This window comes from Paenibacillus sp. PK1-4R, from assembly GCF_030369595.1.
Taxonomy (GTDB): Bacteria; Bacillota; Bacilli; order Paenibacillales; family Paenibacillaceae; genus Paenibacillus.
Map to the genome: position 1 here is coordinate 5795879 of NZ_CP126535.1, position 16987 is coordinate 5812865.

The 16987-nt window shown below is 42.7% G+C and carries 17 protein-coding genes; 7 read left to right on the forward strand and 10 right to left on the reverse strand.

Going from position 1 to position 16987, the window contains the following annotated elements:
- Window positions 1–504 precede the first annotated feature (504 nt).
- Window positions 505–1959 carry a glucose-6-phosphate dehydrogenase gene (gene zwf / locus QNO02_RS25210; RefSeq protein WP_249912807.1) on the reverse strand — a complete coding sequence of 485 codons (1455 nt, stop codon included), beginning with the start codon at window positions 1957–1959 and terminating at the stop codon, window positions 505–507.
- 415 nt (window positions 1960–2374) lie between these two features.
- Here zwf and QNO02_RS25215 point away from each other — a divergent pair, with 415 nt between their 5' ends.
- Window positions 2375–2695: a winged helix-turn-helix transcriptional regulator gene (locus QNO02_RS25215; protein ID WP_036605715.1), complete on the forward strand. Its 321-nt coding sequence runs from the start codon at window positions 2375–2377 to the stop codon at window positions 2693–2695.
- A gap of 726 nt (window positions 2696–3421) precedes the next feature.
- On the opposite strand, the gene QNO02_RS25220 is transcribed toward QNO02_RS25215, so the two are convergent.
- Complete coding sequence (locus QNO02_RS25220) at window positions 3422–4579, reverse strand: Gfo/Idh/MocA family protein (RefSeq protein ID WP_289390347.1); 1158 nt, start codon at window positions 4577–4579, stop codon at window positions 3422–3424.
- 108 nt (window positions 4580–4687) lie between these two features.
- Between QNO02_RS25220 and QNO02_RS25225 the strand changes: the two genes are divergently transcribed.
- Entirely contained in the window at window positions 4688–5563 is an 876-nt protein-coding gene (locus QNO02_RS25225; protein WP_289390348.1) for an AraC family transcriptional regulator, read from the forward strand.
- Between the two features lie 73 nt (window positions 5564–5636).
- Here QNO02_RS25225 and QNO02_RS25230 read toward each other — a convergent pair whose 3' ends face one another.
- A complete protein-coding gene (locus QNO02_RS25230) occupies window positions 5637–6386 on the reverse strand; it encodes a DUF3600 domain-containing protein (protein WP_133387423.1) in 750 nt (249 codons plus the stop codon).
- A complete protein-coding gene (locus QNO02_RS25235; protein WP_289390350.1) occupies window positions 6373–6960 on the reverse strand; it encodes a sigma-70 family RNA polymerase sigma factor in 588 nt (195 codons plus the stop codon). The genes QNO02_RS25230 and QNO02_RS25235 overlap by 14 nt, the downstream gene beginning before the upstream one ends.
- Window positions 6961–7825: 865 nt before the next feature.
- On the opposite strand from QNO02_RS25235, the gene QNO02_RS25240 reads away from it, so the two are divergent.
- Genes QNO02_RS25240 through QNO02_RS25260 form a run of 5 tightly spaced genes read left to right on the forward strand, consistent with a single transcriptional unit; the run spans window position 7826 to window position 11406 of the window.
- On the forward strand, window positions 7826–8329 hold the full coding sequence (locus tag QNO02_RS25240) for a DedA family protein (protein WP_133387421.1): 504 nt from the start codon (window positions 7826–7828) through the stop codon (window positions 8327–8329).
- A gap of 45 nt (window positions 8330–8374) precedes the next feature.
- Window positions 8375–8941 carry a class I SAM-dependent methyltransferase gene (locus QNO02_RS25245; protein WP_289390351.1) on the forward strand — a complete coding sequence of 189 codons (567 nt, stop codon included), beginning with the start codon at window positions 8375–8377 and terminating at the stop codon, window positions 8939–8941.
- A 57-nt stretch (window positions 8942–8998) separates the two neighbouring features.
- Window positions 8999–9679 (forward strand): response regulator, encoded by a 681-nt coding sequence (locus QNO02_RS25250; protein ID WP_289390352.1) that lies wholly within the window; start codon window positions 8999–9001, stop codon window positions 9677–9679.
- A gap of 49 nt (window positions 9680–9728) precedes the next feature.
- The gene (locus QNO02_RS25255; protein WP_289392887.1) at window positions 9729–10772 is read left to right on the forward strand and encodes a sensor histidine kinase; all 1044 of its coding nucleotides are present in this window, start codon (window positions 9729–9731) and stop codon (window positions 10770–10772) included.
- Window positions 10773–10806: 34 nt separating this feature from the next.
- On the forward strand, window positions 10807–11406 hold the full coding sequence (locus QNO02_RS25260) for a class I SAM-dependent methyltransferase (RefSeq protein WP_289390354.1): 600 nt from the start codon (window positions 10807–10809) through the stop codon (window positions 11404–11406).
- Window positions 11407–11424: 18 nt separating this feature from the next.
- On the opposite strand, the gene QNO02_RS25265 is transcribed toward QNO02_RS25260, so the two are convergent.
- The 6 genes from QNO02_RS25265 to QNO02_RS25290 all read right to left on the reverse strand — a co-directional run bounded on the left by QNO02_RS25265 (window position 11425) and on the right by QNO02_RS25290 (window position 16829).
- On the reverse strand, window positions 11425–12207 hold the full coding sequence (locus QNO02_RS25265) for an SDR family NAD(P)-dependent oxidoreductase (protein WP_289390355.1): 783 nt from the start codon (window positions 12205–12207) through the stop codon (window positions 11425–11427).
- Between the two features lie 89 nt (window positions 12208–12296).
- The gene (locus tag QNO02_RS25270; RefSeq protein WP_133387416.1) at window positions 12297–12875 is read right to left on the reverse strand and encodes a TetR/AcrR family transcriptional regulator; all 579 of its coding nucleotides are present in this window, start codon (window positions 12873–12875) and stop codon (window positions 12297–12299) included.
- Window positions 12876–12936: 61 nt separating this feature from the next.
- Window positions 12937–13935, reverse strand: coding sequence for an NADP-dependent oxidoreductase (locus QNO02_RS25275; protein ID WP_289392889.1), 999 nt, complete (start codon window positions 13933–13935; stop codon window positions 12937–12939).
- A gap of 177 nt (window positions 13936–14112) precedes the next feature.
- The gene (locus tag QNO02_RS25280; RefSeq protein ID WP_249912799.1) at window positions 14113–15198 is read right to left on the reverse strand and encodes an alkene reductase; all 1086 of its coding nucleotides are present in this window, start codon (window positions 15196–15198) and stop codon (window positions 14113–14115) included.
- A gap of 60 nt (window positions 15199–15258) precedes the next feature.
- Window positions 15259–16017: an SDR family NAD(P)-dependent oxidoreductase gene (locus QNO02_RS25285; RefSeq protein WP_289392890.1), complete on the reverse strand. Its 759-nt coding sequence runs from the start codon at window positions 16015–16017 to the stop codon at window positions 15259–15261.
- Between the two features lie 308 nt (window positions 16018–16325).
- Window positions 16326–16829 carry an SMI1/KNR4 family protein gene (locus tag QNO02_RS25290; RefSeq protein WP_289390356.1) on the reverse strand — a complete coding sequence of 168 codons (504 nt, stop codon included), beginning with the start codon at window positions 16827–16829 and terminating at the stop codon, window positions 16326–16328.
- Window positions 16830–16987: the final 158 nt, after the last annotated feature.

Genomic DNA, 16987 nt, shown 5'->3' on the forward strand with positions numbered 1-16987 from the left:
GCGCTCAATATTAAAAATAGTGCTTAACGTTTGGCGAAGTAACCGTTCCGGTAACGAATCGTTCTTTTGATCGCTGTTATCCCCCAGATTTTTTTTGAATCTCCTATATAGGAGAAAATCCGGGGATAAAGGCGAACGCTTTGCTTCTACAGAATCGATTTCGTCCCCTACACTACATTCGCAGCGTTCAAGCCAACCCATTTTCAAAACTGAACAGCTAATCTATATTCAAAAATTTTCACGGCCTTCCGGCAAACATAACCGGAAGGGCTTATGCAAAATTGGAACGGTATAATTCGTAATAGATACTGTGTTATATCAACAATTCACCTTCGATCCAACTCGCTTCTGAGTTCAAGCTCTAAGGTAATAAAACATCTCGTTCTATATCCTGCTGACTTGGAAGAAGCATTTGGATTTGTGCAAATGATTATTTGTGAGCAGAACGGATTGTCCTGTTGTTTTTACTATTGTGTTCTTTTATGCCCACTCTTTCCGTTTTACTTACCACCAACGGTAGCCGTCTGCTGCTGTCAGGCGATCTGCTGACTCAGGTCCATGCGAACCTGCGCTGTACGTATCCAGTGGCACGCTGCCTGCTTCGAATGCTTCCTGAATCGGTTGCACCCATTGCCAAGCCAGCTCCACTTCGTTCCAGTGAGCGAAGAAGGTGGAATCTCCACGCATCGCATCAAAGATCAGATTTTCGTAGGCTTCAGGAATGTTACGTTTACCTGAGTTGAAGGTCATATGCATTGGTTCCACTTCACCATGGTTCAATGGATTCTTCGCATTTAATTGAAGGGAAATACTTTCTCCCGGACCAATTTCAATCGTAAGCAGGTTAGGTTCCGTTGTATTCTCGGATTCATGCCCCGTTTTGAGTGGAGACTTGAATTCAACAACGATTCTGGTGGATTTCTCAGCCAGGCGTTTACCTGTACGGATATAAAATGGAACCTCGCTCCAGAACGGATCATCGATCCAAAGTCTTGCGGCAACATAAGTCTCGTTCTGAGATCCGGCTGGGATGCCAGGCTCGTCCAAATATCCAACAACCGATGTCCCTTGCAGGTCACCTGCTGCATATTGCGCACGAACAACTTCAGAAGCGATATTTTCTTTCGTCAACGGACGAAGTGCTTCAGCAATTTTTTGTTTTTTGAATTGAATTTCTTCCGGTGTGCAACGTTTTGGCAAATGCAAACCAATCATCATCAGCAACTGAAGCATATGGTTCTGGAACATGTCACGAAGGGCACCGCTTTGGTCGTAATACGCGGCACGTTCTTCAACACCCACCGTCTCACTTGCCGTGATTTGTACATTGGCAATATAACGGTTAGACCACAACGCCTGAATTACCGGATTTGCATAGGTGAGCGTCTCAATATTTTGAACCATCGGTTTACCAAGGAAATGGTCAATGCGATAGATCTCTTCTTCCGCAAAGGTATTGCTCAGTTTTTCGTTCAGATCACGAGCCGATTGCAGATCGTGTCCGAATGGTTTTTCGATAATCAGTTTCTTCCAGCCTTTGGTGTTACCCAGGCCACTTTCTTGAATGTTTAATGCGATTGGCTCAAAGAATTCCGGTGCCACCGACATGTAGAACATGCGGTTTTCGGGAATGTTAAGCTCTTGTTCACGCTGTTGAACCAACTCCAACAGTTTGGTGTAATCTTCAAGCTTCGTATTATTTAAAGAACAATAACGGAAAGCTCCAATGAAATCACGAACCTGAGATGCTTCTTCTGGCGTCTGACGTGAGAATTCGTGCAGTGACTTTTCAACATTGGCCTGGAAGTCCATATCCGACAATTCACGTCGTCCCAATCCGATAACGGAGAAAGATTTCGGCATTTTCTGATCCATGTACAAGTTATATAATGCAGGGTAAATCTTGCGTTTGGCTAAATCGCCTGTTGCCCCGAACAGGACAAATGTCATTGCATCCATTGGAGTGCCTCCTGTGATCTGTGCAGTATAGTATATGATGTTGCAAAATGTTCAAATCCAAGCATGACAAAAGACGGAATAAGTGGGTGTGTTCCCCGCCTTGCCTCCGTTTATATAGCGCACCTGAATTCAACCATGGAACATTCCTTCTCTCCACAACCTGTTTATAGGTTATAAATTGTAACCATTTGAATTAACGTTACCCATATTACACCTGTCGTCACAATTCGTCAACAATCGTGTCGAACCTGTGAACTCCAGTGTTTATAGGGTTTTTATTTGATGATAACGCTTTATGTGGTAAGATTAAGAACAATTGGTATGTGACATTTTACACATATGGCCTGTGGACAAGTAGGTTACAATAAGTATACTAATGATATTACAAGCAATACTAAATCAAAGGAGTACAATCATGAGCGATGATGAGAATGCCAAGCAAATATGTACAAAAGTGGAACAATCTTATCAGATCATTGGCCGAAAATGGGTAGCCCTCATTATCCATGCGTTGATGGAGGAACCCAAACGCTTCAGTGAGATTCACGCTTATATCCCTGACTTGAGCAAACGTGTGTTAAATGAGCGAATGAAGGAATTGGAGGAAGAAGGACTTGTGGTTCGCCATGTGGTCACGGAACGTCCAGTTCGGACTGAATATATGTTGTCACGAAAAGGCACGGAACTGGGGAGAGCGTTAAGCGCCGTGGAACGTTGGGCTGATAAGTGGCTGTAACAACTTGAGGAATCCTTAAGGTTTATTTAGCATGAAGGTTACCGATGTGCAATCCCGGAGGTGGAGTAAGGCATTTAGCAACTGGCTAGTGCAATCCACAGCCGGGATTTATTTAATTCAAACGGTAAATACTAAATGTGTATAGAGACGTAATAACGCTATTATTTTGCAAACCAAATGAATGCTTGCTGTTCCGTTCAAATTGTTGCCGATACTGCAGCAGGGTCATCTCCGCAGATTTGCGAAATAACTGGAAATCCGATTCACTTGAAATTCCGCACGTCTGCCACTCTTTTTCATCAAAAGTGTTATTGTCTCAGGGAGAAAATAGGCTTGCTTCAACCTCTGGACTTAACCTAGTCCGTTATGCTACTACCTGTGTCTTGATGAAAATGCGGTAAGCATACGATTTGGGCAGGTGAACATCTGCCGCTATCTGGTCCAATCTGATCTCATATTTGAAATGCTCTTCAATCCATTGCATCCTCTTCTCCAAGTTTCTCAAATGACGTGAATCCGCTAACTGCGAAAGCGTTTCATTTTCTCCCTCTTTTTATTGATCCAATCCATGACTATGGAGATTATTATCTTGAAGCGATTGCGAGTTAAATGGATGGAAAAACCGGGTGTATTAATTTTTTATCGTGAGGTAGGTGTAATGGATCTAGTACAAAAAAAAGATGCCCATTCTCACTTATGTGAGGAGCATCTTTTTCACGTAAAATACTACGAATTCAACTTGCTCCCAAGCGTAATACTCGAATCCTCGAAGTTCTCCACCGTCGTCTTTTTTTCATAAAAGTGTACGGCATGTTGCATAATTCCTTCTCTTGTGTAAAACGCATCTTCTGCCCCTAGTGGAAAAACAACCTTTTCTCCCGTACTTGCCGACTTATAGATACCCACAATCAGTTCAAGTGTATTCCGGCCACTTTGGCCATCCACCAGAAGGGGTGATCCTGTCTCAATAGCGTTTAACACATTCTCAACTTGCCCAGCGTGACCGACATGAATAACATCCGGTAATTCGTCAGCGAGCTTCTGAATCTGCTGTTCCAACTCTTGATTGGGTTCCGGAAATCCGTTATTCCGCGCGGTAGAAGCAACCACTTTCCAAGGTGCAGATACTCGGGCTTCTTTCCCCTGAAAAATTAACTGCTGCTCCTCTCCGTGATGTACGACGGAACTGGTAATCATGCCAAGCGCCCCTTCCTGGAAGCGAAGCATCGCCATGGATATATCCTCAACTTCGGCATTATCATGTGCCGTATTTGCCATCATGGCCTGCAATTCCACTGGAGGTCCCATCATCCAAAGCATGGCATCAATATGATGCACTGCATGATTCAGGGTGCAGCCTCCGCCTTCTTTTTCCCATGTCCCGCGCCACCAAAGATCATAATAATTGTGACCCCGCCACCAGAAAGAATCAACCTGCACATGTACGATGGGGCCCATCCGTTTACTGTCTAGCACACCTTTCAGTTTCATCATCGGTGTTGTAAACCGATTCTGTGCTACTACAGATAGTAACTTGCCACTTTTTTGCGCTGCTCTCAACATCAGATCCGCTTCCTCCAGGGAAGAGGCCATCGGTTTTTCGACCAACACATGCGCACTTGCTTGCATGAAATCACACGCAATTGAAGCATGTGTATACGGCGGCGTACAGACTGATACCAGATCAATGTTTTGGGCAAGTAACTCTGTGTAATCCGTAACGGCTTGTGCATCTTCCAGCCCATATTCGTTAATTCGCTTCTCTGCCTTATCCACGTACATATCGACCACAGCAACAATCTGACATCGCTCTGGGAATGCCAAATATGCTGAGATATGTGCCCCACTAATTGCACCTGCTCCGATAATCGCTACTTTTAACATCGTTGCATACCTCCCTTATTCCCTTCACAATACACAATAATAAAGCGCTTTTATGCGTTCATCTTGTGCTAAAATAAAACTATCTTGCGCATGATAAGGGAGGCATTCATGATGTCTATCATCCTGGGAGAACAATTTAATCTGGCCTGTCGTCGGACATCCAACACTACGTTTCGCGAAGTGTTCCATGCTCATTCGCAGCTGGAGATAACCTATATTCACGAAGGATATGGGCAGTTGATAACCGAAGGTCAGGTTTTCTCCCTTGAACCCGGTATGCTCATGATTTTTCGACCTTTTCAATTGCACCACATCCAGATTCAGGTATCCAGACAGCAGCCTTTCATTCGAAATGTACTCATGGTTGAACTTGATCTACTGAAGGCACATTGGACCCAATTTATTGTTACTCACGACTTCATACAGGATCTGCTGGAAGAGCAATCCCCCATTCAGCCCATCCGACTTGCTGCCACATCCCCACTCGTTCAACGAATGGAACAATATGCAGATACGTATCCAGGTCTGCTTCCTCATGAAATAGAGGAGGATACACGCCTCTTTTTATTGGATCTGCTCGCACAACTTCGCTATCTGTGGCAGGACGGGCAGCAACACCGCTCCCAAGATGTACTCTCGTCCAGTGCAAACGTTCTTCACCCTCATGCCGAAGCCATCATGCAATGGATTGAGGAGCATTACCAAGAGCCTTTTCGTTTGGAGCATATCGCAGATACACTTCATCTGTCCCCCTATCATCTATCTCATGTATTTAAAAAAGCGACTGGCACCACGATTGTTACTTATGCTCAAGCTACCCGCATTCGTCATGCCTGTGTGCTGCTCACCCGTTCCTCACTCACCGTTCCCGAAATCGGTCACCGTGTCGGTATGACCAGCCCCTCCTACTTTTGCAAAGTATTCCGTACTGCCACAGGCTCTACGCCGCATCAGTATCGGCTGAAGGTGCAGGGGAGGAAGTAACAGTCACAACAACAAGAACGAAGCGAAAAAATTCACTTCTCCGCTTCTTCTCCACTTTCACAGTTCACCCGAATTAACGCAAATTGAGCTCTAACCGTTTCAAATAGGGGATTAGGCGTCTCTCTAGCTGGTTTAAATCATCCTTCTGCTCCGCCGACAAACGTTCCTCATGAATACTTCCATCCTTGTCCATCACCATAACTTTGTATTTCTTCATTTGTTCATAGACAGACTTGAACTCACGATATTGTTCCTTGGTAAATGTCTTCTCTGCCTGTTCCAACTGTTCCGTCCAAAATTGCTCCTCGTCCATCCGTTTTTTGGAGGACCCTACACTCACAGCTTCCAGCTTCTCGAAAAACGGTTCCAGCTCAGCTGCAAGAAGGTTATATCGTTCCTGCTCCACTGTACTCCACTGCTCTGGATGCATATTGCCCTGAGAATCGGCATACTTCACGGCCATTTGCCCTAATTGCTTCAGCAAGTCCATATATTGAACAAATTCTTCTTCGCTGAAATGGGCCTTGGCCGTCTGCAACTTTGCTTCCAACCTCATATAATCCTCAGCTGTTCCCCCCATAGCTGTGATGTTTTCCTGTGAACCATATATTCCGTCTGCGAGATAGGTGTACCCTGCGTAGGCACCGGTGGGAATAATGAGTACAGCAGCCAAGAGCCCCGTGACCAGCCATTTTTTTCGATATCTTCTGATGTGTGAATCACTTCGAATACTATCCATCATTTTGTGTTTAATACTCGCAGATATGGACCAGTCTTTGGTTTCTTCCTGGTAGGCTGTTCGCAACTGTTCATCGAGTTTCATGCAGATCCTCCACCTTTCCCCGCAATCTTGGATTCATCTTCTCTTTTTGTCTCAACTTCGCCAGCGCCGCATGTATGCGCGATTTCACAGTTCCAAGCGGAATTGCCAATATGCCAGCAATCTCCTCTTGCGTATATTCATTTAAATAATGAAGTGTAACCACCTGCTGTAGCTTGTACGGCAAACGGCGGACCTGTTCCAGCAGAGGTCGATTTGCCAGTTTGTTGACCAGATCAGTGGAAAAATCATATTCTAGTCCCACGTCAGATTTTTCGATCCGCTTGCCAAACCGAAACTGCATCAATCTTTTGCGTCGATAACTCTGAACCTGTCGCATCGTCACACCCATTAACCAGGGACGAAAAGCACGCTCCGCATCATATCGCGCCAATGATCGATACGCCTGAATGTAAATCTCCTGTACCACATCCTCCGCGTCAGACTTGTCCTTGATGAGAAATCGCACAGTTTGATATACCCCCTTCACTGTTTTCTCATATAAATCTCCATATGCTTCTTCATGCCCCGCACGTATTAACGTTACAAGTTTTATGTACTCATCATGCTCACTCATTATCCATCCCCTTCCTCCTTACACTATATATTGGCATGCCAGTATTATTTCGTTCGATTTATTTATTTAATGGGTAGGTATATCTGAATCTGATACAAAAAAAGACCTCTGGTGTGTATCATGATATAATATACCTAATTTTGATATAACTGGAGGTTTTTCGTCTGAGTTATAAGATTCCCTTTGGTCTTTTGATATTATCTATTTCGATCATCGGATTTGTAATCGCCAGAAGCAACTTTGAGGCCTACGCTACGGTATATAGACTTATTGGGATCTTGGTTATCTTATCTTCTTACTTCTTTTTCTTGCGAGAGCGGATATAAGGGAGTAACTTAGCAGGGGTGGTCACTACTGTAATGAAACTTTTCAGCAAATTGTACTCAGAATATCTCCTGATTCCACGACCTTTACGTTTACTGTTTCTATGGGGATGGATTGTTTTGTTTATTGTTGCTGGTATAAAATTCAACTGGTTCTATTTCCTACAATAATCTGATTTCAAAAAATCCTTGCTTATCGGACATAAAAAAGAGCTGAGTCGTCATTATGACGTCTCGGCTCTTCTTTGATGCTCATCCTCTTCCTTGCAGATAAAGATATAGATAATCAACTCGAGCTCACTTATAAGTTCCTTTTCGAGACAAGCTTTATTTGATATTCAGAAATTCATATCACTTGATCACCGCTCCTGAGTATGTCCACCTATTCAAGTCTTGCCAGTACGTTGGCAAGGCTTTTTTCTCTTTAACGTAGTTGTGTGGCTTTGCTTATGTATTCTTTAGATTTTCTTCAGATTTATGCTCATTAATTCCTTAGTTTTTTTCATTAAGATTGCTATATCAACAAGAGAGGAGGCAAAACAATGATCAGTAATACGATCTTAGAGCTACTTCATCAGTATGGATATCTGATTTTTTATTTTGCCTTCTCATTGGGGCCTTTCGGGATTCCAATTCCAAATGAAATCACGATTATCAGCGGTGCCATTTTGAGCCACACAGGAGTTATCAATTCATGGATCACATACTTCTGTATTTTATCAGGACTATTAACGGCCATTACCTTTGCTTATTTTGCAGGGAAGTTATTTGGAACCAAGATAAAACACAGATTTCAACATCATAAACACTTTGTCAAGGCTGAACTGATTCTAAATAAGAGTGGCAATTGGGCGATGTGCATCGGTTTGTTCATTCCAATCGTGCGATATGTTCTCCCTTTGGTGATGGGACTCAGTGGCGTGCAGTATAGAAAATTTGCTCTTATATCCTATTCCAGTGCCTTGTTATGGACCATAACATATTTTACAGCGGGAATCTACTTCGGCGGTCCCATTCTTTCTACGCTGCAATTATTACATCTCTAACTGGTTTTGATAACAGACCATCACATATACGGAGGAACCACAATCATGAATTCCAATGAATCCATTTTATTTCTGAAAAGCTTTCTTCAAAGCCCTAAACATGTTGGTAGCATCATACCCAGTTCCCGGTTTCTCGCCAACAAAATGGTGAAGCAAGCCTCTTGGCTAGAGGCCAAAGCAGTCGCCGAGCTCGGATCGGGTACAGGTGCTGTCACTCGTTATATTCTACAAGAGGTGCAGGGTTCAACGAAGGTGTTGTTGTTTGAGATGAACGAAACGATGAGGAATACTCTTAAGACGGCATACCCGGAGTTCTCCTGTTATCCAGACGCCGCTCGATTGGTAGAATCCATGAATCAAGAGGGCGTTCAGCAGCTGGATTACATTTTTAGCGGATTGCCCTTCTTCAACTTTGAGCCTGAATTAAGAAATACGTTGGTAGACCAGATCTATAAGGCACTCAAACCTGGAGGATTATTCATCGCCTTTCAATATTCACTTCAAATGAAAAAAACATTATCCGAACACTTTATCATCGAAAAAATAGAATTAGTGCCTTTGAATATCCCACCTGCGTTCGTTTATGTCTGTCGAAAAAAGGAAACAATTTAAACATTCCAGACTATCGTTTACACTGATGTTATCCTAATTTTTAAGGAGTGTTGAATTATGAATACCGTTCTCGTTGTTGATGATGAACCCGATATCCGGGATGTCATTCATGTCTATTTACGTAACGAAGGATATCATGTCATTGAAGCAGCCAATGGTGAGGAAGCCCTCAATATTATCAAAACAACATCGGTTCAACTCGTTATTCTGGATGTTATGATGCCCATTATGGATGGAATCAAAGCCTGCTTCAAAATAAGAGAAGTATCACCCACTCCCATTATTATGTTATCCGCCAAGGAAGAAGACATTGATAAAATCACGGGCCTGACTACCGGGGCCGATGATTACATGGTCAAACCGTTTAATCCATTAGAGTTACTTGCTCGCGTTAAAGCTCAGTTACGACGTCAAACACTGATCGGGAAACCAGAATCCAATTCACTTATTTTAATCAAGGACCTTGTCATTGATACAAGTAAACATTCCGTGAAGCTCAAAGATAATGACATTTCGCTTACACCATTAGAGTTTTCCATTCTGGTGTTGCTTGCCAGCCATCCTGGACAAGTATTTAGCTCCGAGAAAATTTACGAAACCGTATGGAAAGAGCCTTACGGGTATTCGGATAATACGGTGATGGTTCACATTCGTAACCTGCGAGAGAAATTGGAAGTAAATCCGCGGGAACCTCAGTACATTAAAACGGTATGGGGAGTGGGATATAAAATTGATTAAACGATTACCACAGTTTAAAAAAAAGATACAGATTAACATCCTATATCAAATGTTGATCAGTTTATTGATTTCGTTTGTTGGCTCTGTGGGTGTAAATAATATGTTAATCATAGGTGCCGCAAAAATTAGTGAAAGATTTAATTGGCCTTCGCTTCTCTACATTTTTCCTTACGTTCTAACACCAATCTTCATCGTAATTTTCACGTTAATTTTTTTGTTTTTCACACGAAAAATTGTGAGAGATCTCATTACATTAGAGCAAGGGCTTCAAATCATATCCGAAGGAAATCTGAATTACAGGGTGCCCGTTGATCGAGAAGATGAACTTGGGCGAGTCGCTTCCAATATTAATCACATGACAGAACAGTTAAAGCAACAGATTGCCAAAGAACGTGAATTGGAGCAATCCAAGATGGATATGATCACTGGCATCTCACATGACCTGCGTACACCGCTTACTAGCATAATTGGATATATTGAGCTACTAAGAACAGAATCCTTTCAAGACAAAGCAGAGTATGACCGCTTCATTCAAAACACCTATAACAAAGCAACGCATTTGAAGAAGTTACTTGATGATTTATTTGAATACACACGTCTTAACGAAGTAAACACCCAATTGGATTTGAAAAATGTTGACCTCTGTCAGCTATTGGACCAATTGTTGTTTGAATTCGAACCTTTAGCTCAGGAGCATGGGATTCTTATTGAAAAAACACTCGGTAATGCTCCAATCATGGTTTCCCTGGATAGTGATAAGATCGCTCGAGCCATCGACAATCTCCTCATGAATGCACTAAAGTATTCCTTTAAACCGGGCACGATTTATGTCCGAATGAGGGTGCAGCATAATCACGTTACCATTGAAGTAGAGAATAAAGGCATACCACTAACGATAGAACAAAAAAACAGACTGTTTGATCGCTTTTATAAGGTGGATTATTCGAGGAATAGCGAAGGTATTCAATCAGGATCTGGTCTGGGACTTTCTATTGCGAGAAACATTGCGGATTTACATCAGGGGACTTTAACACTAAAACATACGCGTAACGTATTTATATTCCAACTAAGCTTGCCTTCCAACATCAAGTGAACCATCAATGAATTCAACCATGGAGGATACCGCGATGAAAACATCGGAACCACTTCTTTTCCTGCAAGGATTTCTGAGGAATCCCAAACGAGTAGGCAGTCTCCTGCCCAGTTCCAAATGTCTAGCCCGTAAAATCGTCCAGTCTGTACGATGGGATGAGGTTAGAACCATGGCTGAGCTGGGGCCAGGAACAGGGGCCGTCACACGTCTCATGAGAGCACATTTACCGAAATCTGCAACCGTGTTTTTATTTGAAAGGGACCCCAAAATGAGAAGTAATCTGAAGAAAACATATCCTGAATTCATGTTCCATTCGAATGCTTCCTATCTATTAAAAAGGATTAATCAAGAACATATTCATCAGTTGGATAGCATCATCTGCGGACTGCCCTTTTTTAATTTTTCCAGAGAAATGAGACAAAACATCCTGTCACAGATCCATACAGCGCTCCGACCTGGAGGCACCTTAGTGTTATATCAGTACTCACTTCATATGAAGAAACAATTAGCTGAGTCATTTGAGATAGAGAAAATTCAATTTGTGCCTTTCAGTTTCCCTCCTGTATTTGTGTATGTTTGTCGTAGAAGGCCCGATGAAGAACAACATGAAACGATCGAATTGGGAAAGATCTGATTTATCCTCTACAATTGTTTAATGTCCTGTCTTGTCTTGGGAGGATCTTATCATGCGAGTCATCATCTTACGCGGCAACAACCGAGGTATAAACGCGATGAATCGGTTTCGAGCACCAGGCATAATTAACGTCTTGCCACGTAAGAAGCCTCGATACCCTTCTTCGGCCACCTGTCCGGCTTCCATAATTGGGCCCTGCAACATCTTCGAGACACCCATACCCGAACGATCCACAAATCCGGTAGATGTCAGGCCTGGGCACAGTGCGGTCACCGTAACGCCCGTTCCGCTTACTTCATTCTCCAGTGCCTCGGTGAACGATAGCACATATGCCTTTGTTGCATAATATACCGACATCATCGGTCCAGGGAAAAAACCTACCAACGAAGCCACATTCATCACGCCGCCGTGCCCACGTTGGATCATATCCGGCAAGAATAGCTTTGTCATGATGGTTAAAGCCTTGATATTCACGTCAATCATATTAACTTCTTGTTCCATATCCGTTTCCATAAACGTCCCGAACAGACCGAAACCTGCATTGTTGATAAGATAGTCAACAACAATGCCCTTTTCCTTCAGCTCATGATAAATCTCCTGTGGTACCCCAGGTGCCGCTACATCTTTGGCAATAACCGTCGCCTGAATGCCATACTTTTTCTGATACTCCTGAGCTAGATCCTGTATTTTACCCTCACTTCGTGCTACCAGCACAATATGATGTCCACCTTTGGCAAACCGATCCGCTAACTCTTTACCGATCCCACCCGATACCCCTGTGATTAGAACTGTCTTTCTCATATCGTTACCTGCCTCTCTTTTCTATAAAATATGTTTCATCTGGAACACCCATATTAGAACGAACATTCTTTTAATGTAAAAAAAATAGACTACCTTAGTATGAAATCCGTGGATAGCATCGCTATACGAAGAAGTTTTTCCTTGGTCATCGAAGTCTTGGCCATCCCCCTTAACCCAATGCTAACGTTATGCAGATATTCCGCCAATACCTCGGCGTTGTACTCCGTTGTGAATTCACCTTCTTGCTGTCCCCACACAATAATGTCCTTGATTAGTTTCTCCGTATTTGCAAACATCTCCGTCGACCGGTGGTTCATGTCGTCATCGCGTGCCGCCAATTCTACCGTCGAATTGACAATAAAGCAGCCTGATGCTGGAGATTCCTCTCCATGAATTAAAGAAAGAAATATAAACTGAAGTGCTTCCGTTGCCGTTTGAGAACGCTTTACGCCTGCTGCAAGGGCTGAGCTGATTTTGTGATCATACAGATCTACTGTCTTTAGAAATAAGGTGTGTTTGTCACCAAATGTGTCATACAAACTTTTACGATGAATTCCCATATGATTAACCAGATCCGTCATAGATGTCTTCTCATAGCCTTGTTCCCAAAAAAGTCTCATCGCTTTATCCAGTACAACAGACTCTTCGAACTCTTTGCTTCTCGCCATTGGCTTCCCTCCTGTTCAGAAAACGAACATTGAATAGCATGAGCATCATCTTAACGAGCCTTTAAAAGGTAACAATGACTTTGCCCTGGGAGTGACCCGTGGATACTTTAATCAATGCCTTTTCAATGTCATCAAACGTATACGTAGAATCGATCGAAGGTTTAATGTCTTCTTTTTCTACAAAAGCTGTAATCTCTTGCAATTGAACTCCACTGGAGTGCACAAATAAAAAACGATATTCATTTTGATTCTTACGCGCTAAAGAATCCAGGCGTGCACCTACGAGACCAAACAATGCTCTTTTCCACAACGGGAATTGACTGTCCAGTGCAAAGCGATAATTGGGTCCTGCCTTCAAAGAGACTAATTTGCCCTGTGGTTTCAAAATGCTCAGTTCAGCTTTGATCTCGTCCGCACCCAAGGTGTCGATCACATAATCAATATCGGACAGAATATCAGCATACTGCTCGGTCTTATAATCAATGAATTGATCTGCTCCAATGGATAAACTACGTGCTCTGCCCCGTTCACTGCCACTTGTAATCACCGTTAGCCCCATGGACTTGGCAATCGGGATGGCCATCGCACCGAATCCACCAGTTCCGCCAGGAATAAACAACTTTTTATTCGGTTCAGCTCGGAGTACATCATGCAATGCTTGATATGCGGTCAAGGCAGTAAGGGGTACCGCAGCAGCTTCGATAAAAGACAGATTTTCAGGCATTATGGATAAGGCATCCTCATGCACAGCGGCGTATTCAGCAAAAGCACCAATTTTATTCAGTGGCAACCTGGTATAAACCTTATCACCCACTTTAAATTTCAAAACATCATCACCGACGGCTTCAATGACACCCGATAATTCATTCCCTAAAGTTAGAGGTAACTTATAGTCGGCAATCATCCGAACACTGCCATTCATATTCAAGATATCCAGCGGATTTACACCTGCAGCTTTCACTTTGACAAGGACCTCACGGCTATGAATCTGAGGTATCTCAATATTATTGATTTCCACTTGGATTTTTTTGGAGTATTTCTGTATTTGAGCTGCTCTCATCATTTATCCTCTTCCTTTGCTTGTAGACTATAAAAGTTGAACTCAAGATTATTTACACTGACACTACGATGACAGAACAACCTTCCATTCGCTGTTATCGTGTAAAATGATTAGTTCAACTTATGTTAGGAACATGGCGCGCAGTGTTCAGTTGTACGCCATGTTCCATACTTTGTGCTAGTGTAGCCCCTGTTGTGACTTTAATTCTTCCAACGTAGGATAATCCGTGTAGCCCTTACTTCCCAATCCAAAGAATGTTGTCGGATCTGCTTCATTCAGTGGCGCACTTTGTTGAAGTCGTTCCACCAAATCTGGATTAGCTAAGGACCATACACCTACAGGTACCACATCAGCGAGACCACGATCTAAATCGACACTGAGATCATCCAACGTTCTTCCAGCCCGATTGACCAGCAATGGATTTTGCCAGATCGAACGAATGTCTTGGAGTAGGTTCTCATCTCCAAGATGCATAACATGAAGGTAAGCCAAATCCAATTGAGCTAATTCTTTTACAAGGTAGCGATACAGATCAGGACCTTGTTCGCCATCTTGAATTCCACCCAGCGGTGTCCCTGGTGAGATACGGAAGCCTGTTCGTTCTGCCCCTATTTCCTCCACGATGGCTTTGGTTACTTCAATCGCAAAGCGAGCACGATTTTCAATAGATCCGCCATACTCATCTGTGCGTGTATTCGAATTTTCTCCTAAAAATTGATTGATTAAGTATCCGTTAGCCCCATGAATCTCAACGCCATCCGCCCCTGCTTCGATCGCTGCGGCGGCTGCTTTTCGGAAATCGACAATGGTCGTTTGAATATCCTCCTGACTCAATTCCCGGGGAACGGGGATATCCTGCATCCCTGTAGCCGTAAACATTTCTACACCCGGTGCGATTGCAGATGGAGCAACCGGTTGACGATGATGCGGGGTATTATCTGGATGTGACATGCGACCCGCATGCATTAATTGGATATATACATATCCGCCAGCTTCATGCACCGCATCCGTTACCTTTTTCCATCCTTCAATATGCTTATCGGTGTAGATGCCAGGTGACCACAAGTATCCCTGTCCATCATCAGATGGTTGTGTTCCTTCCGTAATCAGAAGTCCCATCGTTGCACGCTGAGCATAATAAAGTGCCGCCAACTCTCCAGGTGTACCATCTTCTTGTGCTCGACTGCGTGTCATAGGTGCCATCGCTAGTCGATGAGGCAATTCCATGTTGCCAATCTTTGTTTTACTCCATATCTTTTCCAATGGATTGTACTCCTCTTCTTATTTGGGATTTTGTAAATGTATCCTATAGATTCTGCTGTATTAATTCAATTCTGAAATCACTGGGTAGATTGCACCTGTCAGCTGAAAATCATAGTTCTGATCTACAATCCCTACAACCACTTCATTGGAATCATAGAGATCTACCATAAATCCAGCCATTTCTTTGGCCGTGTGGTATTTGGACATATTCGCTTTGTAATCAAATCCTTCAGCATCTATTGATTTTTGTACAAATTCTGTTTCCGTGATCGCTGGTGCCAGGATCTTCGCTTTTAGTTTTGCACCTTTCAGTTCCAGTTCTTTGGCAAGACCTTCTGTGAAGGCACTAACATAGTATTTCGATGCAGAATAAGCAACACTGCCTACAGCAATCGCATATCCAAGTGCGGATGAGACGTTAATCAATTGAGTACCTTCGACATTCGCATAATCTCGCACATACAATGTAGAGAGAATGGTCAAAGATTCGATGTTAACACGCAGCATGGTCTCCACTTTATCCAAATTCTGTTCAGCAATGAACGAGCCTTCTCCAAGCCCTGCATTATTGATCCAAGTCTCAATTTCATATTCCTTCAAATCGTTATATAGCGTGTACGCCTCTGCGGTAACAGACAAGTCGCTTGTATGAACGATAACATTTACTTTAGGGTCGATGCCCTGAATAGTCGATTTAAGCTCTTCCAACTTATCCAATCTTCTAGCTACCAAAATCAAGTTTTTACCCCGTGTTGCAAATGCCAATGCTGTTTCATATCCAATTCCTGAACTTGCTCCTGTAATCACTGTGTATTTCATCATATTCTCTCCCTCATATTCTTTAGATTAGTGTAATTTTAGTTTTGAGAACGATCGTTCTTTATTATGCAAAAAAACAGTTAGATCTAACTTGCTGTTAGCATATCATTTCTAGAACGAACAGTAAAGAATTATTTTATATATATAAAATAAGCTTGGAACATACTTAAATGTGAATAAATCACGCTATATAAACTATTTTTATATCATAAGTTAAGAATTCCTATACGTTTCATAAGTTCTTTCATTGAATAATCTAATATCAGGCCGCTGGCCACAAGTATAACCATCAACCTTTCCTAGCTACGCTAAACTGAATTCGACATCATCCATGCCAGAAATTCTCCAAACGAATCGGATACCTTTTCAACCTCTTCAAATTCAGGTTCACATCCACGGACAATAGCTCCATTGTCGGTTGTTAAGTCAATGGCATAGAAGGAATATCCATCTTTCACAGACATTACGATCGGCAAGTGATGATCCCACCAGGCCGTTATCTCTGACTGCCAAATAGAATCACCCTCTGCTGCCTCCAAACTAAGCATTTCAAATTCATTCCATTGGAATGCGGTCTCCGTGCTATTGTTAAACTCAGCCTCACAAATAAACCAGGTTTGCTCATCCGGTGCAACGCATTTTTCAACTACATTTAGAAATTCTAAATATTCATCTGGAAGTCCTTTATATCTTGAAGTAATGCCGCTGTTTAAATGTAGCTGCGAACCGGATTTACTCATTATGTCCCAGCCCTTTTCCCCAGCCCAAGTCATAAATTCCCTAAAGAGAGTGTTTCCTTTTCCATTATTCATTTCCAAAATGAACACCTGCCCATCAGCTTAAGAAATAGAAACTATATCACCTATTCGGGATTTGAATGGAAAATCCCTGCTGTGGTGCTTCAAAGAGAAAGACAAAAAGACTGGAAACATGGCCCGAGAAAAGCGGCAACCAGGTTCCAGCCTTTGGT